This window comes from Pseudomonas sp. GW821-FHT02B10 (assembly GCF_059421865.1).
Genome location: NZ_JBWKVU010000011.1, coordinates 65,074 through 83,587 on the forward strand (window position 1 = coordinate 65,074; position 18,514 = coordinate 83,587).

General features: G+C 63.3%; 22 protein-coding genes. 10 read left to right on the forward strand and 12 right to left on the reverse strand.

Translation table 11 applies throughout. From position 1 onward, the window contains the following. Positions 1–84 precede the first annotated feature (84 nt). Positions 85–1,146 (forward strand): AraC family transcriptional regulator, encoded by a 1,062-nt coding sequence (locus AC07VU_RS22000; protein ID WP_114759772.1) that lies wholly within the window; start codon positions 85–87, stop codon positions 1,144–1,146. Here AC07VU_RS22000 and AC07VU_RS22005 read toward each other — a convergent pair. Continuing rightward, positions 1,103–2,557: a TrkH family potassium uptake protein gene (locus AC07VU_RS22005; protein ID WP_009042687.1), complete on the reverse strand. Its 1,455-nt coding sequence runs from the start codon at positions 2,555–2,557 to the stop codon at positions 1,103–1,105. The genes AC07VU_RS22000 and AC07VU_RS22005 overlap by 44 nt on opposite strands. Positions 2,558–2,677: 120 nt before the next feature. Here AC07VU_RS22005 and AC07VU_RS22010 point away from each other — a divergent pair, with 120 nt between their 5' ends. After that, positions 2,678–3,244: a nitroreductase family protein gene (locus AC07VU_RS22010; RefSeq protein WP_277588107.1), complete on the forward strand. Its 567-nt coding sequence runs from the start codon at positions 2,678–2,680 to the stop codon at positions 3,242–3,244. A 12-nt stretch (positions 3,245–3,256) separates the two neighbouring features. On the opposite strand, the gene AC07VU_RS22015 is transcribed toward AC07VU_RS22010, so the two are convergent. From AC07VU_RS22015 to AC07VU_RS22040, 6 genes are all read right to left on the reverse strand, one after another. Beyond that, positions 3,257–4,597 (reverse strand): sensor histidine kinase, encoded by a 1,341-nt coding sequence (locus AC07VU_RS22015; protein WP_087088941.1) that lies wholly within the window; start codon positions 4,595–4,597, stop codon positions 3,257–3,259. A 66-nt stretch (positions 4,598–4,663) separates the two neighbouring features. Further along, on the reverse strand, positions 4,664–5,101 hold the full coding sequence (locus tag AC07VU_RS22020) for a Spy/CpxP family protein refolding chaperone (RefSeq protein WP_007930074.1): 438 nt from the start codon (positions 5,099–5,101) through the stop codon (positions 4,664–4,666). Between the two features lie 256 nt (positions 5,102–5,357). Next, the gene (locus tag AC07VU_RS22025; RefSeq protein ID WP_007930075.1) at positions 5,358–6,035 is read right to left on the reverse strand and encodes a response regulator transcription factor; all 678 of its coding nucleotides are present in this window, start codon (positions 6,033–6,035) and stop codon (positions 5,358–5,360) included. Positions 6,036–6,042: 7 nt separating this feature from the next. Then, positions 6,043–6,453 (reverse strand): SH3 domain-containing protein, encoded by a 411-nt coding sequence (locus AC07VU_RS22030; protein WP_007930076.1) that lies wholly within the window; start codon positions 6,451–6,453, stop codon positions 6,043–6,045. Between the two features lie 110 nt (positions 6,454–6,563). Beyond that, positions 6,564–6,863, reverse strand: coding sequence for a YciI family protein (locus AC07VU_RS22035; RefSeq protein WP_053260087.1), 300 nt, complete (start codon positions 6,861–6,863; stop codon positions 6,564–6,566). Position 6,864: 1 nt separating this feature from the next. After that, positions 6,865–7,461 carry a septation protein A gene (locus AC07VU_RS22040; RefSeq protein ID WP_053260088.1) on the reverse strand — a complete coding sequence of 199 codons (597 nt, stop codon included), beginning with the start codon at positions 7,459–7,461 and terminating at the stop codon, positions 6,865–6,867. 87 nt (positions 7,462–7,548) lie between these two features. Between AC07VU_RS22040 and AC07VU_RS22045 the strand changes: the two genes are divergently transcribed. The 5 genes from AC07VU_RS22045 (at position 7,549) to rluB (ending at position 12,393) form a co-directional block, all read left to right on the forward strand. Continuing rightward, a complete protein-coding gene (locus tag AC07VU_RS22045; RefSeq protein ID WP_007930079.1) occupies positions 7,549–8,412 on the forward strand; it encodes a PHP domain-containing protein in 864 nt (287 codons plus the stop codon). Positions 8,413–8,425: 13 nt separating this feature from the next. Then, entirely contained in the window at positions 8,426–9,055 is a 630-nt protein-coding gene (locus AC07VU_RS22050) for an L-threonylcarbamoyladenylate synthase (RefSeq protein ID WP_009042694.1), read from the forward strand. After that, on the forward strand, positions 9,056–9,874 hold the full coding sequence (locus AC07VU_RS22055; protein WP_007930082.1) for a segregation and condensation protein A: 819 nt from the start codon (positions 9,056–9,058) through the stop codon (positions 9,872–9,874). It abuts the gene before it with no gap. A 12-nt stretch (positions 9,875–9,886) separates the two neighbouring features. Beyond that, positions 9,887–10,975, forward strand: coding sequence for an SMC-Scp complex subunit ScpB (gene scpB, locus AC07VU_RS22060; RefSeq protein ID WP_495030480.1), 1,089 nt, complete (start codon positions 9,887–9,889; stop codon positions 10,973–10,975). 203 nt (positions 10,976–11,178) lie between these two features. Beyond that, positions 11,179–12,393: a 23S rRNA pseudouridine(2605) synthase RluB gene (gene rluB / locus AC07VU_RS22065; protein ID WP_495030481.1), complete on the forward strand. Its 1,215-nt coding sequence runs from the start codon at positions 11,179–11,181 to the stop codon at positions 12,391–12,393. A 226-nt stretch (positions 12,394–12,619) separates the two neighbouring features. On the opposite strand, the gene AC07VU_RS22070 is transcribed toward rluB, so the two are convergent. After that, positions 12,620–13,579, reverse strand: coding sequence for a CgnE/CgnB domain-containing protein (locus AC07VU_RS22070; RefSeq protein WP_495030482.1), 960 nt, complete (start codon positions 13,577–13,579; stop codon positions 12,620–12,622). A gap of 70 nt (positions 13,580–13,649) precedes the next feature. Continuing rightward, positions 13,650–13,787: a hypothetical protein gene (locus AC07VU_RS22075; RefSeq protein WP_007930088.1), complete on the reverse strand. Its 138-nt coding sequence runs from the start codon at positions 13,785–13,787 to the stop codon at positions 13,650–13,652. Between the two features lie 110 nt (positions 13,788–13,897). Here AC07VU_RS22075 and AC07VU_RS22080 point away from each other — a divergent pair, with 110 nt between their 5' ends. The 3 genes from AC07VU_RS22080 to arfB all read left to right on the forward strand — a co-directional run bounded on the left by AC07VU_RS22080 (position 13,898) and on the right by arfB (position 16,785). Then, a complete protein-coding gene (locus AC07VU_RS22080) occupies positions 13,898–14,203 on the forward strand; it encodes a hypothetical protein (RefSeq protein ID WP_495030483.1) in 306 nt (101 codons plus the stop codon). Between the two features lie 642 nt (positions 14,204–14,845). Further along, entirely contained in the window at positions 14,846–16,267 is a 1,422-nt protein-coding gene (locus tag AC07VU_RS22085) for an amino acid permease (protein ID WP_007930090.1), read from the forward strand. Between the two features lie 104 nt (positions 16,268–16,371). Next, the gene (gene arfB, locus AC07VU_RS22090) at positions 16,372–16,785 is read left to right on the forward strand and encodes an alternative ribosome rescue aminoacyl-tRNA hydrolase ArfB (RefSeq protein WP_053260093.1); all 414 of its coding nucleotides are present in this window, start codon (positions 16,372–16,374) and stop codon (positions 16,783–16,785) included. Here the strand turns inward: arfB and AC07VU_RS22095 are convergent. From AC07VU_RS22095 to AC07VU_RS22105, 3 genes are all read right to left on the reverse strand, one after another. After that, positions 16,782–17,981, reverse strand: a complete 1,200-nt coding sequence (locus AC07VU_RS22095; RefSeq protein WP_274305908.1) for an MFS transporter — start codon at positions 17,979–17,981, stop codon at positions 16,782–16,784. The two genes, arfB and AC07VU_RS22095, sit on opposite strands and share 4 nt — an antisense overlap. A 113-nt stretch (positions 17,982–18,094) precedes the next feature. Then, positions 18,095–18,277 carry a hypothetical protein gene (locus AC07VU_RS22100; RefSeq protein WP_007930093.1) on the reverse strand — a complete coding sequence of 61 codons (183 nt, stop codon included), beginning with the start codon at positions 18,275–18,277 and terminating at the stop codon, positions 18,095–18,097. Positions 18,278–18,358: 81 nt separating this feature from the next. After that, on the reverse strand, positions 18,359–18,490 hold the full coding sequence (locus AC07VU_RS22105; protein ID WP_007930094.1) for a hypothetical protein: 132 nt from the start codon (positions 18,488–18,490) through the stop codon (positions 18,359–18,361). Positions 18,491–18,514 lie beyond the last annotated feature (24 nt).

Sequence of the window (18,514 nt, forward strand, 5' to 3'; positions counted from 1 at the left end):
CTGGGGCCAGTGACAATAGGCGCCACTTTAGTATCCTTGGGAAATCGGCCGTGGCATGCGGCTCATCATGTAAAAGAACCCACCATGAGCGAACGAACGACTTCTGCAAGCTGGGCGATGGGAATTGTCAAAGCTCTGGAGATGGACGGCCTGGATTGTCGTGCATTGTTCAAGCAGATCGGGCTCGACTATGCCGCGCTGGACGACCCGGACGCACGCTTCCCCCAGGACTCGATGACGCGTCTCTGGCAGCGTGCGGTGGAGCAGTCCGGCAACCCGGCGATCGGCCTGAACATGGGCAAGGTGGTGCGACCGGCCTCCTTCAATGTGGCCGGGTATGCCCTGATGTCCAGTCGTACCCTGGCCGAGGGTTTCCAGCGTTTGGTGCGCTATCAGCGGATCATCGCGGAAAGCGCTGATCTGAGTTTCCGACTTTTACCTGAAGGTTATGCGTTGATTCTGACGGTGCACGGCGATCATCTGCCGCCGACCCGGCAAAGTGCCGAGGCCTCGCTGGCCTGTGCGCTGGCGCTGTGTGGCTGGCTGACCGGGCGTACGCTGCAGCCGCGCCAGGTCCTGATGCAGGGGGCGGTGCCGGTCGATCTGGAGCCCTACAAGCAGGCGTTTCATGCGCCGCTGGTGTTCAACGCGCCTTACGATGGATTGATTTTCGAGCGGGCCGATATGGAGGCGCCGTTGCCGACCGCCAATGAAGCCATGGCGCGGCTGCATGACCGCTTCGCCGGTGAGTATCTGGCGCGCTTCTCCGAAAGTCGGGTGACGCACAAGGCGCGCCAGGCACTGTGCCGGTTGTTGCCCCAGGGCGAGCCGAAGCGCGAAACCGTGGCCCAGACCCTGCACCTGTCCCAGCGCACCCTGCAACGGCGTCTGCAGGAGGAGGGCACCAGTTTCCAGACCCTGCTCGACGACACCCGTCGTGAACTGGCCGAGCAGTACCTGGCGCAGCCGAGCATGACCTTGCTGGAGATTGCCTATCTGTTGGGGTTTGCCGACCCGAGCAATTTTTTTCGCGCTTTCCGCCGCTGGTTCGATGCCACGCCCGGCGAATACCGGGCGCGATTGCAGGAATCCGGGGCCGCTGTCAGTGACGCCAGAATGCCGGAATACACAGCACGAATACGGTGATGATCTCCAACCGGCCGAGCAGCATGCCCAGGGACAGAATCCACTTGGCGGCGTCCGGCAGGGTGGCGAAGTTGCCGGCCGGGCCGATGGTTTCGCCCAGGCCCGGGCCGACCCCCGACACCGTACTGGCCGCGCCGGTCAGGGCGGTCATCCAGTCCACCCCCAGCAGCGACAGCGCCAGGGCGATCACGCAGATGGTGATGGCGAAGAAGAACGAGAAGGTCAGGATCGAACGGACGATTTCCTCGTCGAGACGGTGACCGTTGTACTTCTGCTTGATCACCGCGCGCGGGTGGATCAGTTGGTTCAAGTTGGCCTTGAGCAGAATATAGGCGACCTGGAAGCGGAAGATCTTGATCCCGCCGGCGGTCGAGCCGGAACAGCCGCCGACGAAGCCCAGGTAAAAGAACAGCATCAGCGAGAAGTTGCCCCACAGGCTGTAGTCGCCCAGGGCAAAACCGGTGGTGGTGACCACCGAGGTGACGTTCAGCGCAACGTGACGCAGGGCCTCCAGCCAATGCAGCTGGGTGGTCCACCAGTACCAGGTGCCGAGCACCAGCCAGGTCACCAGCAGCATCCCGAGCAGGCCCTGGACCTGCTGGTCCTTGATCAGCGCCCGGCGGTTGCCGCGCAGGGTGGCGACGTACAGGGTGAACGGCAGGCTGCCGAGGATCATCACCACCACTGCCACCCAGTGCACCGCCGGTTGCGGCCAGTGCGCCAGCGAGCTGTCGGAGGTGGAGAAGCCGCCGGTGGAAATCGCCGACATCGCGTGGTTGATCGCGTCGAACAGGCTCATCCCGGCCCACCAGAAGGCCAGGCTGCCGAGAATGGTGATGCCGACATACGCCGCCACGATCAGCCGCGCCACCATGTGCGAACGCGGCATGACCTTTTCCGAGCGGTCCGAGGATTCGGTCTGGAACAGGCGCATGCCACCGATGCGCAGCAGCGGCAGGATCGCCACCGCCATGCCGATGAAGCCGATGCCGCCGAGCCAGTGCAGCAGGGAGCGCCACATCAGGATGCCCGGCGACATGTTGTCCAGGCCGCTGAGCACGGTGGCGCCGGTGGCGGTGATGCCGGACATGCTTTCAAAGAACGAGTCGGTGTAGCTGATGTGCTGGGTCAGCAAAAACGGCAGGGCGGCGAAGATGCACACCACCAGCCAGCTGGACACCGTCAGCAGGTACATGTCCCGCGGACGCAGGTGCACATGTTCCGGACGCCCCGGTATCACCAGGGCCAGGCCGGCGACGAAAGTGATCATGCTGGCCCAGAGGAACGACGGCAGGTCGCCGGTGCGTTCGAACAGCACCAGGGTCGCCATCGGAATGACCATGGCGATGGCCAGGGTGATCAGGAAAATGCCGATGATGAAACCAATGATCCGTAGGGTCGGCAACGCCATGAGGTCCGCTCGGGGCTGATAAGGAGGGCGCCATTCTACCTGCGGCGCAGAGCATGTAAACCGGCACCCGGAAGGCACTTCCCGGTAGAATGGCCGGACATTTTTTTCAGGAGGTGGCCGATGGAGGCTCTCGACGCATTGCTCAACCGTGTTTCCGTACCGCGTCTGGTGGACCCGGCGCCGACGGCGGCGCAACGCGAAGCGCTGTTCGCGGCGGCATTGCGCGCCCCGGATCATGGCCAGTTGCGGCCGTGGCGCTTTCTGACGGTGGAAGGTGCGGCCCGCGAGCAGTTGGGCGAGTTGCTGGTGGAAGCGGTGCAATTGCAGGGGGGCGAAGTGACCCAGGCGGTCCTGGACAAGGCCCGTGCCATGCCGCTGCGCGCGCCGTTGGTGGTGGTTGTGGTGGCGCGCCTGCAGGAGCACGTCAAGGTGCCGAAGTCGGAGCAACGGCTGGCGGCCGGCTGTGCCGCCCATGGCATCCTGCTGGCGGCCTATGCCCAGGGTATCGGTGCAGTGTGGCGTACCGGCGAGCTGTCCTATTCGCCCCATGTCGCCAAGGGCCTTGGCCTGGGCGAAGGTGAAGAAATCATCGCCTTCCTGTACCTGGGCACGCCGCTGAACGAGCCACGGGTCGCGCCCAAGGTGGATACGGCGGAGTTCGTCAGCGCCTGGTCGGGCAAGGCCTGATCCTGAGGCTGCTCAGGCCTGGGCAGTAACGCCTGGCACCAACGGCAACTCCAGGCTGGCGATAAAACCACCCTGCGGATGATTGTCCAGGGTCAGGCTGCCGCCATGGCGTTCCGCGGCGCGTCGGGCGATGGCCAGGCCCAGCCCGTGACCCGGCGCGGTCTGGCCCGGGGCGCGGTAAAAGGGTTCCCCCAGTTGGCGTAAATGTTCGGCCTCCACACCAGGGCCGTGATCGCGGACGCTGAGCACAATCCTGTCCCCCTGACGCAATGCCTGTACTTCGATCGGCTGTCCGGCCGGGTTGAAGCGCTGGGCATTGCGCAGCAGATTGTCCACCGCCCGCTCGATCATGGTCGGCCAGCCCTTGAGGCTGAGTTGCGATTCGGCCTGGATGTTCACCGGCTGTTCCGGGCAGGCCAGTTGGGCATCCTTCTGCAGGTTATCGAGCAGGGCGTTGAGGTCCACCTCTTCGGCGCTGGCGTTGTCGGCATCGACCCGGGCCAGCACCAGGATTTCGCTGATCAGCGCTTCCAGGCGATCGCACTCGCGGGTCAGGCGCGGCCACAGGCGCTCGCGCTCCTCGACCGTGGCCCGCTCGGCCAGCGCCAGGGCGATGCGCAGGCGCGCCAGCGGCGAGCGCAGCTCGTGGGAGACGTCGCGCAGCAGTTGGCGCTGGCTGCCGATCAGGCTTTGCAGGCGCGAGCCCATGCGGTTGAAGTCCTTGGCCAGCACGCCGAACTCGTCGCGGCGGGCGGCCAGGCGAGCCAGGCTGTTCTGTTGGTAGGTGGCCTGTCCTAGGTCATGCACCGCACCGCGTAAACGGCTGAGGGGGCGAGTGATGGACAGGGTCACCAGCAGGCTGAACAGGGTCAGCACCACCAGCGCGATGGTCAGGGCACTCAGCGGCCACAGCAGGCTGTCGCGGTGCCAGGCGTCCAGTTCCGGGTGGGGGATGCGGTAGATCAGCAGGTAGGTCTCGCCAGTTTTCGGGCTGGTGTATTCGGCGGTCAGGCGCCGCCAGGGCAGGCGCCGGTCATCGTTGTTCTGGCGGGCCTCCAAGGCGGCCGCGCGGCGCGGGAAGGTGCCGCGGACCACCGGGTCGCCGGCGTCGTTGAGCACTTGCACGTTGACGTGATACTGGTGCTTGCGCTGCTCCAGGATCTCCTGGGCGGCGTCTTCGCCTTGTTCTTCGTAGGTGCGCGTCCACTCTTCGGCCAGGGTATTGAGGCCCGGATGGCGACTGAGGATCCAGGCATCCTGGTTCAGCATGTGGCCAAGCAGAATCGACAGCCCTGCAACCAGGGTGATGGCCAGCCAGAAGCTGGCGAGGATGCGCCAGAACAATGAACGCACGGGAAGTCCTCAAACAAGGAAAGCCCAGTGGGGGCGCCACTGGGCTGTGGGATAAGCGCTAAAGTATTATTGCGCTTTTTGCGGCTGTTGCGCTTTCCAGGCCTTGAACTCGGCCCATTCGGCGCGGCGCTCGGCGTGTTTCTTCTGAATGGCGTCAAACTCTTTCTGTTGTTCCGGCTTGAGCAGGGCGCGGATGTCGGCTTCGGTTTTCTGGCGCTTGGCGGCGATCTCGTCCTTCATGGCTTTCTGGTCGGCCGGCGACAGTTTTTCCAGGTACTTCTGCACCAGCTGCTTGCGCTCGTGCATCTGCTCACCCATCAGCTTGCGGATCTGCTGGCGCTGCTCTTGGCTCAGGTCCAGCTGGCTGTAAGGGCCTTTGCCCCGCATGTGTTCGCTGTGGCGCGGGCCATCCATCGGCCCCATGGGGCCTGCGCCTTCCGGCATGGCCATGGCCACGGTCGGCAGGGCGGCGGCGAACATCAGAGCGATCAGGGTCTTGCGCATGGTGTATCTCCTTGTCTCATTCCCGGTCAGTTCCGGATGTGTGCAGATTACGCAGAGCAAGGTCAGCGGCGGTCAGCGAAGGGTAAAGCTTGGGTAAAGACGTTTTTTGGCGAAACTGACATAACCCCTGTAGCCGCCGCCGAGCCCGCGAGGCTGCGAACGACCGGTACGCTCGCGGGGATCTTGCGAATGCAGGACGGCGGCGGCCCTATCGCAGCCTGCGGCAGCAGCTGCAGGACCAGGGATCTGTTCAGGATCAGAGGCTGTAGTAGTAGCCGCGGCTGCGCAGGGCGACGATGCGCGGGCGGCCGTCGGGGTGCGGGCCGATCTTCTTGCGCAGGTTGCTGACGTGCATGTCCAGGCTGCGGTCGTACAGGGTCAGCTTGCGGCCCAGGGCGATCTGCGCCAGTTCCTGCTTGTCCAGCGGTTCGCCCGGTTGCTTGAGCAAGGCTTCCAGCAGACGGCTTTCGGAAACGGTGAGGGTGATGTCCTGTTCGTCGATGCTGACCACGCCGCGCACCGGGCTGAAACACAGGTCGCCCAGCTCCATCTGGCTGGACACCGCGGTCGGGTGGCTGCGGCGCAGCACAGCGCGCAGGCGGGCGGTCAGTTCACGCGGGTCGCAGGGTTTGGCCAGGTAGTCGTCGGCGCCCAGCTCCAGGCCGAGGATGCGGTCCAGGGGCTCGCCGCGGGCCGAGAGCATCAGCACCGGCAAGTCCGGGTGGTCGCTGCGCAGTTGCTTGAGCAGTTCCAGGCCGCTGCCGTCGGGCAGCATCACGTCCAGCACCACCGCCGCCGGGGCGTGATCGGCCAGGGCGCGACGGGCGCTCAGGCCATCGTGGCAGGCCCGTACCTGAAAACCCTCCTGGCCCAGCCAGCTGGTCAGGAGCTCGCAGAGTTCCTGGTCATCGTCAATCAGTAACAGGTCGCTCATGAATCACTCAATTTAGCCATTGTCGACGCTTTCTATGTCCACCACTGGCGAAGATACCGCAGAGCAGGGCCAATAGCGCTACCCCGGCGCCGGTGACGAACCACTGTTGCTGATCGGTCAGCAGGCGCGGCACGGAACTGGCCTGGACTTCGCGCAGTTGCAGCTTGAGGCGCTGATTCTCCTGGCGCAGGCGGCTCAGCTGGGCGCTTTCGCGCTCGCTGTCGGCACCCTGCAATTGCCGGGTCAGCTCTTCACGCTGGCGCTCGCTGTCTTTAAGGCGCTGCTGCAATTCGTTGATCTGGCTGCCGGCACTCAGGGACAAAGGCGTCGAATGTCCTGGGTCCGTGGTTTCTTCGGCGGAGGCGCTCGCCCCGATCGTTAACATGACCAACAACAGGCACAACAGACCTTGGCGCATCGCAACTCCTGATTCCAATCGAGTGTTGGGCAGGTTGTCGGCAGTCAAACGAGAATAATGAGCGATTGAGAGCGCGATGAACCGATAAGGTTCACCGCGAGGGAGAGGATTTACGGCAGGACTTGCTTGAACGGCTTGACCACGACGTTGGCATAGACACCAGCGGCGACGTAAGGGTCGGCGTCGGCCCAGGCCTGGGCGGCGCTCAGCGAGTCGAATTCGGCGACGATCAGGCTGCCGGTGAAACCCGCCGCGCCAGGATCATTGCTGTCGACGGCAGGGTGTGGCCCGGCCAGTACCACGCGACCTTCGGCCTTGAGCTGCTGCAACCGCTCCAGATGCGCCGGGCGCGCGGCCAGGCGGTTTTCCAGGGAGTTGGCGACGTCTGTAGCAATGATTGCGTAAAGCATGTCAGTCCTCGGTTTTCGACGTGGTGGGTTCGGTGTCGTGAAGATGGCGCGACAGGTAGATGCCCTGGCCGACCAGGAACAGCACGGTCATGCCCAGGCTGCCGAAGACCTTGAAGTCGACCCAGATGCTCTGGAAGGTGAAGGCGACAAACAGGTTGGCGGCGCCGCAGAACAGGAAGAAGGCGATCCAGGCGATGTTCAGGCGGGTCCAGACCGGATCCGGCAGGCTCAGCGCGTGGCCCATGATGCGCTTGATCAGCAGGCGGTCGCCGATGAAATGGCTGCCGATAAAGGCCAGGGCGAACAGCCAGTTGACCACCGGCGCCTTCCACTTGAGGAAGGTCTCGCTGTGGAAGGCCAGGGTCAGGCTACCGAACACCAGGCAGGCGACCAGGGTCAGCCACTGGCTTTTCTCCAGCTTGCGCTGGGAGATGAACAGCGCGCCGTAGACCACCAGGGAACTGATGATCAACACCGCCGTGGCGCTGTAGATACCGCCTACGGTCAGTTGTTGACCGGCAATGTCGACGACTCGGGGATCGATTTTGTAGACGATGAAAAACAGGAACAGCGGGATGAAGTCGATGAATTGTTTCACAGTGGCAGCCAGAAGCAGGATGTGGCGGCATAATAACAAACATCCATGGTAGCGAAAGCGCCAGCTGACTTGAGGTTGAACAGTCCCGTGAATGTTGATTTGCACTGCCACAGCACGGCCTCCGATGGCGCCCTGGCGCCCGCGGCTCTGGTTGCGCGTGCGTTCGAGAAAGGCGTGCGAGTCCTGGCCCTGACCGATCATGACACTCTGGAAGGCCTCGACGAGGCGCGCCTGGCGGCCCATGAACTGGGCATGCAACTGGTCAATGGCGTCGAATTGTCCTGCACCTGGGGTGGGGCGACCATTCATGTGCTGGGCTACGGCTTCGACGTCAATGCGCCGTCATTGGTCGAAGCCATCGGCAAATTGCACGACGGTCGCTGGCTGCGGTCCGAAGAAATAAGCCGCAAGCTGGCGCTCAAAGGCATGCCGGGCGCCCTCGAAGGGGCCCGGGCGATCCAGCAGGAACTGGGTGATAGCGGCAATGCGCCGGCCCGGCCGCACTTCGCCGATTATCTGGTGCGCGCCGGTTTTGTGAAGGACCGCGCCGAAGCTTTTCGCAAGTGGCTGGGGGCCGGCAAGCTGGGCGACGTCAAGCAGCACTGGCCGACCCTCGAGGAAACCGTCGAGACGTTGCGCGCGGCGGGGGCCTGGGTCAGTCTGGCCCATCCCTGGCATTACGATTTCACCCGCAGCAAACGTCGCCGCCTGATTGCCGACTATATTCAAGCAGGTGGCCACGCGATCGAGGTGGTCAACGGCCATCAACCCGCCGAGCAGGTGGGCAGCCTGGCCATCCTTGCTCGGGAGTTCGGTCTGCTGGTGAGCGCCGGCAGTGATTTTCATGGCCCTGGAGGCTGGTCCGAGATAGGCGAGTATCGCCCTGTTCCGGAGGATCTGCCGCCGCTCTGGTGTCGGTTCAAACATGACCCAATTATTGCCGCCGTCTGAACAGGTAGAGAATGTGAGTCAATTTTTCCAGATTCATCCGGAAAACCCGCAACCGCGCCTGATCAAACAGGCTGTCGAAATCATCCGCTCAGGGGGCGTGGTGATTTACCCGACCGACTCGTCCTACGCCATTGGCTGCCAGATCGGCGACAAGAGCGCGGTCGAGCGCGTGCGGCGCCTGCGGCAACTGGATGACAAACACAACTTCGCGCTGATCTGCAGCGACCTGTCGCAGCTGGGTCTGTTCGCCAAGATCGATACCGGCACCTTTCGCCTGCTCAAGGCGCATCTGCCTGGGCCTTATACCTTCATCCTCAACGCCACCCGCGAAGTGCCGCGGCTGTTGCTGCACCCGAAGAAACGCACCATCGGCCTGCGGGTGCCGAGCCATCCGATCGCCCTGGCGCTGCTGGCCGAACTCGGCGAGCCGCTGATGAGCGTTAGCCTGATCATGCCCGGCGAAACCGAACCGATGAACGATCCTTATGAAATGCGCCAACTGCTCGAGCATCAGGTCGACCTGATCATCGATGGCGGTTTTGGCGGCATCATGGCCTCCACCGTGATCAACCTGGCCGATGGCGAGCCGGAAGTGATCCGTATCGGCTGCGGCGACCCGGCTCCCTTCATGGTCGAGGCCTGAATGTCCGCAGTGGAACACGTCGACGACCAGGCCGGAGCGCAGCAGGAGCTGCCCTTTGCGATGGTCTATGGCCAGGCGGTCATGGAAATGCCGCTGGACCTGTACATTCCGCCGGACGCCCTGGAAGTCTTTCTCGAAGCCTTCGAAGGCCCGCTCGACCTGCTGCTGTACCTGATCCGCAAACAGAACATCGACATCCTCGACATCCCGGTGGCGGAAATCACCCGCCAGTACATGGGCTATGTCGAATTGATGCAGTCGGTGCGTCTGGAGCTGGCCGCCGAATACCTGGTGATGGCGGCCATGCTCGCCGAGATCAAGTCGCGCATGCTGTTGCCGCGGTCGGCCGAGGTGGAAGAGGAAGAGGAAGACCCGCGCGCCGAACTGATCCGCCGCCTGCAGGAGTACGAGCGTTTCAAGGCCGCCGCCGAAGGCATCGACGGCCTGAGCCGGGTCGGCCGCGACGTCATAGTGCCCAAGCTCGACGCCCCGGAAGCCCGGGCGCGTAAGCTGTTGCCGGATGTCGCCCTGGAAGAGGTGCTGATGTCCATGGCCGAGGTGTTGCGCCGTGGCGACATGTTCGAAAGCCATCAGGTCAGCCGCGAGGCGCTGTCCACCCGCGAGCGCATGAGCGAGGTGCTGGAGCGGCTCAAGGGCGGTGGTTTTGTGCCCTTTGTCGAGCTGTTCACCGCGGAAGAGGGGCGCCTGGGGGTGGTGGTGACCTTCATGGCGATCCTCGAACTGGTCAAGGAATCCCTGGTCGAGCTGGTACAGAATGAGCCCTTCACGGCTATCCATGTGCGGGCGCGAGCCGAATAACGAGCTGAAACAATGAATCTGAATGAACCCCGCGAGCTGGCGTCGCTGCTTGAAGCCTTTCTGTTGGCCTCGGGAAAACCGCAATCCATGGAGCGCCTGTTCGAGCTCTTCGAGGAAGGCGAGCGGCCGGACCCTGCGGTCTTCAAGAAGGCCCTGACCATTCTGGGCAAATCCTGCGAAGGTCGGGCCTTTGAACTCAAGGAAGTGGCCTCCGGTTATCGCCTGCAGGTGCGGGAAAAGTTCGCCCCCTGGGTCGGCCGGCTGTGGGAAGAACGGCCCCAGCGCTACTCCCGGGCGATGCTGGAGACCCTGGCGCTGATTGCCTACCGCCAGCCGATCACCCGTGGCGAGATCGAGGATGTGCGGGGCGTGGCGGTCAATAGCCAGATCGTCAAGACCTTGCTCGAGCGCGAGTGGATTCGGGTGGTCGGCTACCGTGACGTGCCGGGCAAGCCGGCGATGTTCGCCACCACCAAGGCGTTTCTCGATCACTTCAACCTGAAGAACCTCGACGACCTGCCGCCGTTGGCCGAGCTGCGCGAGATCGAGACCGAGCCGGTCCTCGACTTCGACGACGCGCCGGTGCCCGCCAGCCTGCAAGCCCTGGCCGACGCCAGCGCCGAACCGGAAGAGCCGAAGGAAGAGACCAGTTTCCACACCTTGCTGCTGGAGCTGGACTCGATGGAGGAGGGGATCAAGACCGACTTCGACGATCTGCATCGCGATGGCGCGGTCGAGTCGTCCGGGGACGATGTGATTGCCGGCGCCGAGGTGGACGCCGAGATCAGCGCCGAAGCGCACACTCGTGCCGAAGCCGAAGCCGAAGCCGAAGCCGAAGCCGAAGCCGAAGCCGAAGCCGAAGCCGAAGTGCAAATCGAGCACGAAGCCGAACACGAGGCCGAACTCGAAGCGGATGCAGGCGACGAGCAGGAGCAGGAAGTCGATGACGATGTGCTCGGCGTCGCCGAAGCCCGCGCCAAGCTGCTGGCCGCCGTGGCAGCGCTGGAGCCGCCGGCTCCGGAGTTGAGCGACGAAGAGGCCGAAGCCCTGGCGCTGGCCGAAGCCATCGAGAACGAAAGACGCCTGCTCGAAGACGATTGAGACGCCTCGGTCGTCCCGGTGCCTGCGCTGCCACCGGCCAGCGGAAAAACCGCTGAGCCGCCACTTATCGGCTAGTCTCTGATGCGCAATCGGCGCCATGAGCGTATGATTCGCGACCCTTTGGCGATCCCTTCGCCACAAGACCTGTTTTTACTACCGTTCAGGCCGCTCAAGCCTGAATCGACACACCGGGAGGTGCCCAGATGAGTGAAGATCAGCAAGACCAACAGGAAGTCGGCCCAGCAGGCGAAAAACTGCAGAAAGTCCTCGCCCGTATCGGCGTCGGCTCGCGCCGTGACGTGGAATCCTGGATCAGCCAGGGCCGGATCAAGGTCAATGGCAAAGAGGCCACCCTTGGCCTGCGCGTCGACCTGCACGACGCCATCTCCATCGATGGCAAGGTGATCAAGCGCGAAGAGGCGTCCGAATCGGTCCGCCGCGTGATCATGTACAACAAGCCCGACGGCGAGATCTGCACCCGTGACGACCCGGAAGGCCGTCCGACCGTGTTCGACAAGCTGCCACGTCCACGGGAAGGCCGCTGGATCAATATCGGTCGCCTCGACATCAACACCACCGGCCTGCTGATGTTCACCACCGACGGTGAGCTGGCCAACCGCCTGATGCACCCGTCCTATGAAATGGACCGTGAGTACGCGGTACGTGTGCGTGGCGAAGTCGACGACGAGATGATCGAGCGCCTGAAAGCCGGTGTGATGCTCGAAGACGGCCCGGCCAAGTTCACCGACATCCAGCAGGCGCCCGGTGGTGAAGGTTTCAACCATTGGTACCACTGCGTGGTGATGGAAGGCCGCAACCGTGAAGTGCGTCGCCTGTGGGAATCCCAGGGCCTGGTGGTCAGCCGCCTGAAGCGCGTGCGTTTCGGTCCGGTGTTCCTCAACTCCGACTTGCCGATGGGCCGCTGGCGCGAAATGAGCCAGTACGAAGTGGACGTCCTCAGCGCCGAGGTTGGCCTGACGCCGGTGGCGATGCCGCAGCTCAACGCCAAGAGCAAGGACAAGCTGGAACGCATGCAGCGCAAATCCTCGCGCCCGGTGGGCAAGAGCGAGCGCGTGCGGACCCTGCGTCCAGCCCATGGCGCGCCTGCCGCCGGTGCTCCGCGCCCGTCGCGCGAGCCGCAGATCGAAGGCGAGCGTCCAGGCCGCAAGCCCGCGCCACGCCAGGATGGCGAGCGCGCTCCACGGGCGCCGCGTCCGGCTGCCGGTCGGGGTGAATCGGGTCGTGGTACGCCAGTGGCGGATCGTCCGAGCGACACCAAGCGCCCGGCCAAGCCAGCGCCGAAGTCCAAGCGTCCGGGCATCGTCCTGGTCGACAAGGACGCACCGTCGGGCAAGCGCCGCGGCGCTCCGGCCGGTTCCGGCCAGCGCCCGGGGTTCGGTCGCCGCAAGCCCGAGTGAGGCAGCCTTGAGCTGCAAGCTGTAAGCGACAAGAAAAAACGCCAACCTCAGGGTTGGCGTTTTTTTTTGCCTCTATGTAGCCGCTGGCGAAGTCTGCGATCGGGCTGGACGGCATTCCGACGTAGCGGCCGTAAAAGCCGTCAACAGAGGTCTGGCGGGCTATTCGCGTTCCGGCATCTTGCGACTGCTACGCAGCCGATCGCAGGCTGCGCCAGCGGCTACAGGCTCAGAACACAAACCTGCCATCGAACACCGGCTGGTCGTCCAGCGCCAGCACCCCGCTGGCAAAGATCAGGTCCAGGTGATGGCTGCCCTTGGCGCCACCGCCCAGCCCCAGGTGCAGGCCGCAATGGCGCTCCTCGAAACCCGAGTTGCGCGCGTAGAGGTCTTTCACTCCTTCGTTGGTGCCGATGCCCAGTTCCTCGATACGCCGGTTGGACGGGTTGGCATCCAGGTATTTGTTGAAGTCGTCCGCCAGCCCCGGCACGTCGGTGGCGATGCGGCTGATGGTGGAGTTCTCGATCCACAGTTCCAGCGGTGATTGCAGCACGCCGTACTTGCGCGCGAAGGGGATGGTGCCGAGGAAGGTGCCGACGAATTTCACCCGGCCGTTGATGGCCTCGCTGTGGCTGGCGATTTCTCCGGGCGCCAGGTCGTAGTTGCCCACGCCGTTGATGTTGGTCCACTTCTTGATGCTGTCCAGCGGCGCTTCGAAGTACGAGCCGTGGTCGTCGCGAAAGCTCAGGGTGGTGGCCTCGGACATATGCTGGATCAGGGTCGCGTTGAGCTCGGCGATGCGTTGCGGCTCGACGCTGAAGGTGTCGTAGAAGTAGTCGCCGTAGTCCTTGAACAGCAGCGACTTCTTCCAGTTCTCGGCCATCACGCCCTGCAGCGCCTGGATGAACTCCGGGCCTTGCGGGCGGGGCGGCGAGAGGGTGGAGGAGTCGTAGAAGAAGATATACAGATCGCAGTCGGCGATGGCCTGGGCCAGCGCCGAGGTGGGTTCGAGGTCGAGACGCAGGGCTGTGAAACTGAAGGGCTCACCGGCCTGCTCGATGATGGCGGCGCTGGTGGCGGCATATTCGGCGGTGTGGCCGATCAGGACCCTGGCGCTCTGGCGCTCGGCCAGGGCCGGATGGTGTTCGAGGTAGTAAAGGAAATGCCGGATGGCAGCGGTGTTGTCCATGGATCCTCCCTGACAGACAGCGGATGGAGGCAGGGGCGACCGCCGGGCCGCTCCTGCCTGAAGGCCCTTTTTACAAAGGCCACATCGCCGTGCCGAACGGTACTACCGCGTCGGCCTGCATCATTTCCACCGCGGCCTCGTGGGTCGCTGCTTCAAACCAATCGTCCAGTTGCAGTTCAGTGTCCAAGTCTTTTTCCAGTGCTTGCATCGTGAATCTCCTAGATGACTTTTTCGGATAAAAGCAGTTTCGGATAAAAGCAGTCGGTGAGACGGCTCGGGCGTTCTACGGGGAGTGCTTGAAAGCCCCAGCTGCTCAACGTGGCCGCTCGGCTTGCCGGGGGTGTGGTCCGGCAAGTGGCTGGAAACCTAGTCCAGGGTTTTTTGAAATGCAAAAAAATAATTGAATTATTTTTATTGAACTTTTTGTTCTGTTTTTTTGCTGGAAAATTATCAAGAAAAAACAAAAAGCTGAGCGAGCAGACAGATAAAAAAAGCGCTGGCCGTCAATTTGCAGTCGCCGATGTCACTGATCTGAAGTGGAAAAAATACGTTCCGCCCTGTAAAGAAATGCTTACGAAAAACCCGCTATCGATTCATCGAATCGACCCTTGTTCGGCGCTGTAAGAAAAACCTTCCGTTGTTGCCTCGATACGGCCCGCCGCCGGGCTCCAAGCCGCTTGTTCCGCGGCCTCAAGGCAGGTGTGATGCAGCCCATGCCTGTGTGCAGGTGCATAACAAGAAGGAGGCGCAATGAACGCCGTGGCTCACCTCAACCGATTCCCTCCGAAGGGCGATTGCTGTCGTACCTTCGTCGACGACCCCGACGGGTCCGTCCCGAACCTTGCCGCCGATGCCGAGCATCGAGTTGGCCCCGTGCGATTCCGGCACCCGACGCGCTGATAAGCCGCGTCTGGCGGCAGGGAGTCAGGGGTGTACAATGCGCGGCGTTTTAACTGTGACCCAACTGCGTATCCGCGCATTTTGCGCCCCAACGACTGGTTTCGACGCGTGACGAGCCCTGGCTCGAATGCTCGATACACGCTCCCAAGGCCAATAATCTCAAGGCTATCCGCCTTGTTCACTCCGCCGCGTCACAAGCGTGGTGGGTTCGATTTCGTCACAGATAAAAACAAACAGGTGACGCATGACCGTTAAACAAACGCTGAACTCCTGGTGCCTGCGCTGGGGTTTGATCTGCGCTGCTTAAGCCTGCTGTCGGCTGCAACGTCTATCGAACATCATCAAACCTTGCGTGAGACCCTTTTCATGAGTGGACAAAACTCGCATTCAGGCGAGCTGAAGCGCGGCCTGAAAAATCGCCATATTCAACTGATTGCCCTGGGCGGCGCGATCGGTACCGGATTGTTCCTGGGCTCCGCCGGCGTGCTCAAGTCGGCCGGGCCGTCGATGATCCTCGGCTACGCCATCTGCGGCTTCATCGCCTTCATGATCATGCGCCAGCTCGGCGAGATGATTGTCGAAGAGCCGGTGGCCGGTTCCTTCAGCCATTTCGCGCACAAGTACTGGGGCGGTTTCGCCGGTTTCCTGTCGGGCTGGAACTGCTGGATTCTGTACATCCTGGTGGGTATGTCGGAGCTGACCGCGGTCGGCAAGTACGTGCACTACTGGTGGCCGGACGTGCCGACCTGGGCCTCGGCCGCGGCGTTCTTCGTGCTGATCAACCTGATCAACCTGGCCAACGTCAAAGTCTTCGGTGAAGCCGAGTTCTGGTTCGCGATCATCAAGGTGGTGGCCATCGTCGGCATGATCGCCCTGGGCAGCTACCTGCTGGTCAGCGGTCACGGCGGCCCGCAGGCTTCGGTGAGCAACCTGTGGGAGCACGGCGGGTTCTTCCCCAATGGCGTCAGCGGCCTGGTGATGGCCATGGCGATCATCATGTTCTCCTTCGGCGGCCTGGAGATGCTCGGGTTTACCGCGGCCGAGGCCGACAAGCCGAAGACCGTGATTCCCAAGGCCATCAACCAGGTGATCTACCGCATCCTGATTTTCTACATCGGTGCCCTGGTCGTGCTGTTGTCCCTGACCCCATGGAACAGCCTGCTGGAGACCCTGAATGCCTCCGGCGATGCCTACAGCGGCAGCCCGTTCGTCCAGGTGTTCTCGATGCTGGGCAGCGATACCGCGGCGCACATCCTCAACTTCGTGGTCCTGACCGCGGCCTTGTCGGTGTACAACAGCGGCACCTACTGCAACAGCCGCATGCTGCTGGGCATGGCCGAGCAGGGCGACGCGCCGAAAGTCCTGGCGAAGATCGACAAGCGCGGCGTGCCGGTGATGTCGATCCTGGCCTCGGCGGTGGTGACCTTCGTTGCCGTGGTGCTCAACTACCTGATTCCACAGCACGCCCTGGAGCTGCTGATGTCGCTGGTGGTCGCGACCCTGGTGATCAACTGGGCGATGATCAGCTACTCGCACTTCAAGTTCCGCCAGCACATGAACCGCACGAAACAATCGCCGCTGTTCAAGGCGCTGTGGTACCCCTACGGCAACTACGTCTGCCTGGCGTTCGTGGTGTTCATCCTCGGCATCATGCTGATGATTCCGGGTATCCAGATCTCGGTGTACGCGATTCCGGTCTGGGTCGCCTTCATGTGGGTCTGCTACGGCATCAAGAACAAGCGCAGCGCGCAGCACAGCCTGCAGGCGGCCAACGCTTCGCTGAAGTGAGGCTCGCGCGGTAACGGAAAACCCGGCTTTGGCCGGGTTTTTTGTGGGCGCTGCAAATCCGCAGGCGCGGTATCCTGAACGCCCTGAAAGCGGATGTCTTTTCCATGCTGGTGATTTCCAACAACGTGCATCTGCCGGATGCCGAGATCGAGTTGACCGCCATTCGCGCGCAAGGCGCGGGTGGGCAGAACGTCAACAAGGTCTCCAGCGCGGTGCACCTGCGCTTCGACATTCCGGCCTCGTCGCTGCCACCGTTCTACAAGGAGCGGCTGCTGGCGCTGCGTGACAGTCGCATTACCAGCGACGGGGTGATCGTCATCAAGGCCCAGCAATACCGGACCCAGGAACAGAACCGCGCCGATGCCCTGGAGCGTCTGGTGGAGCTGATCCTCAGTGCCATCAAGGTGGAGAAGAAGCGCCGGCCGACCAAGCCGACCCTAGGCTCGAAGACCCGGCGCCTGGAGTCCAAGAGCAAGCGCGGCAACATCAAGGCCGGCCGCGGCAAGGTCGACTACTAACGCTCGCCGCGCTCCTCGCGATACTTCGGCGCCTGGTGGTACAGGTAGAGGCTCAGCAGCAAACCGCTGCAGGCGGCGAGGGCGGCGAACAGGAAGATCGAGGCAAAACCGAAACCGGCGGCGATCGCCCCGGCCAGCGGTCCGGTGATTCCCAGCGACAGGTCGATGAACAGCGAATAGGCACCCACCGCCGCGCCACGGCTGGAGGCGGGAACCAGGTTGACCGCTTCCACCCCCAGCGCCGGGAACACCAGGGAGAAGCCGAAGCCGCTCAACGCCGCGCCGGCCAGCGCCCAATGGGCATCCGGCGCCAGCCACAACAGCAACAGGCCCAGGGTCTCCACCGACAGGCAGGCGATTGCCACGCGAAAGCCGCCGAGGCGGTTGATCAGGTTGCCGAACAACAGGCGCGCGCCGATAAAGCTGGCGCCGAACAGGCTCAGGCACAGCACGGCGTTGGACCAGTTCTGCGTGGCGTAATACAGGGTGATAAAGGTGGCGATGGTGCCAAAGCCGATCGAGCCCAGGGCCAGGCCGCAGCCGTGGGGGAATACCCGGCCCAGGACATGGATAAATGGCAAGCGCTCGCCGGCGACGATCGGCGCCGCCAGTTTCGGCCAGGCCAGCGCCAGGCCGAGGAGCGCCAGGAGGATGATGCTCACGCCCATGCTCCACAGCCCCAGGCGATCCACCAGCCACACCCCCAGCGGCGCGCCGACGGCCAGCGCGCCATAGCTGGCGATGCCGTTCCAGGAAATCACCTTGGCGGTGTTCTGCGCGCCGACGCGGCCGATGCCCCAGCCGATGGAGCCCGAGCCCACCAGGCTCTCGGCGCTGCCCAGCACCAGGCGCCCGATCAGCAGGCTGGCCAGGCTCAGCACCGGCAAGCTGTGCAGCCATGCCGACAACAGCATGAACACACCGCTCAGGCCGCAGCCGGCCAGGCCGTACATCACCGCGCGCTTGCTGCCCAGGTTGTCGATGATCTTCCCGGCATAGGGGCGGCTGAGCAGGGTGGCCAGGTATTGCACGCTGATCACCAGCCCGGCGATGACCGCGCCAAAGCCCAGCTCGCTGTGCACGTAGCCCGGCAGCACGGCCAGGGGGATGCCGATGTTCAGGTAGCCGATAAAGGTGAAAAGGACGATGGAGACGACTTGCAGCGTGACCGCCAAGGGGCGCTGGGTATCTGGCATGGGAAAGGTCCACGGACGCGGCAGAGATAGATAGGCTGCTTATGATACCGAGGGTTGAAACGATTCAGGTGGAGAAATCGATACCCATCCGCACTTTTTTGCGCGCGGCAGGCTCAGGCTTTTACAGGGGCCAGCAATTGCGTGGTGACCAGGGCGGCCAGGGCGTTTTCCTGGGTGCCGAAGCGCGCCAGCAGGGCGGCCTGTTTTTCCGGCGTCAGGCGGTTCCAGATCTCGATCATCTTTTCGGCGGTGCCGATCAGCACGCTGGCTTGGGTTTCGCTGAAGGCGTCGGTCATGGAGGCGGTTCTCGAAAGCGGGTTTCAGGCGGTGTGGAAAGCGCATCAAAGAGCGCTTTCCACACGGTCTGGGTGTTGCGGTCAGTCTTCGCTGTCGGCCTTGTGACCGGGTGCGGCTTCTTTCGGCTCGGGCTGTTGGGCGCCGGCTTGTTGCGGGGTTGTCTGCTCAGTTTCGTGCAGGCTTGGGAAGGGGAGATTAGGAATCTCGTGCATGTTCGTTGCTCCTCGCAAGGTCTG

Coding starts and splice junctions, on each gene's coding strand:
- AC07VU_RS22000 (WP_114759772.1), top strand. CDS start 85: ATGAGCGAACGAACGACTTCTGCAAGCTGGGCGATGGGAATTGTCAAA.
- AC07VU_RS22005 (WP_009042687.1), bottom strand. CDS start 2,557: ATGGCGTTGCCGACCCTACGGATCATTGGTTTCATCATCGGCATTTTC.
- AC07VU_RS22010 (WP_277588107.1), top strand. CDS start 2,678: ATGGAGGCTCTCGACGCATTGCTCAACCGTGTTTCCGTACCGCGTCTG.
- AC07VU_RS22020 (WP_007930074.1), bottom strand. CDS start 5,101: ATGCGCAAGACCCTGATCGCTCTGATGTTCGCCGCCGCCCTGCCGACC.
- AC07VU_RS22025 (WP_007930075.1), bottom strand. CDS start 6,035: ATGAGCGACCTGTTACTGATTGACGATGACCAGGAACTCTGCGAGCTC.
- AC07VU_RS22030 (WP_007930076.1), bottom strand. CDS start 6,453: ATGCGCCAAGGTCTGTTGTGCCTGTTGTTGGTCATGTTAACGATCGGG.
- AC07VU_RS22035 (WP_053260087.1), bottom strand. CDS start 6,863: ATGCTTTACGCAATCATTGCTACAGACGTCGCCAACTCCCTGGAAAAC.
- AC07VU_RS22055 (WP_007930082.1), top strand. CDS start 9,056: ATGTCCGCAGTGGAACACGTCGACGACCAGGCCGGAGCGCAGCAGGAG.
- scpB (WP_495030480.1), top strand. CDS start 9,887: ATGAATCTGAATGAACCCCGCGAGCTGGCGTCGCTGCTTGAAGCCTTT.
- rluB (WP_495030481.1), top strand. CDS start 11,179: ATGAGTGAAGATCAGCAAGACCAACAGGAAGTCGGCCCAGCAGGCGAA.
- AC07VU_RS22070 (WP_495030482.1), bottom strand. CDS start 13,579: ATGGACAACACCGCTGCCATCCGGCATTTCCTTTACTACCTCGAACAC.
- AC07VU_RS22075 (WP_007930088.1), bottom strand. CDS start 13,787: ATGCAAGCACTGGAAAAAGACTTGGACACTGAACTGCAACTGGACGAT.
- AC07VU_RS22085 (WP_007930090.1), top strand. CDS start 14,846: ATGAGTGGACAAAACTCGCATTCAGGCGAGCTGAAGCGCGGCCTGAAA.
- arfB (WP_053260093.1), top strand. CDS start 16,372: ATGCTGGTGATTTCCAACAACGTGCATCTGCCGGATGCCGAGATCGAG.
- AC07VU_RS22095 (WP_274305908.1), bottom strand. CDS start 17,981: ATGCCAGATACCCAGCGCCCCTTGGCGGTCACGCTGCAAGTCGTCTCC.
- AC07VU_RS22100 (WP_007930093.1), bottom strand. CDS start 18,277: ATGACCGACGCCTTCAGCGAAACCCAAGCCAGCGTGCTGATCGGCACC.
- AC07VU_RS22105 (WP_007930094.1), bottom strand. CDS start 18,490: ATGCACGAGATTCCTAATCTCCCCTTCCCAAGCCTGCACGAAACTGAG.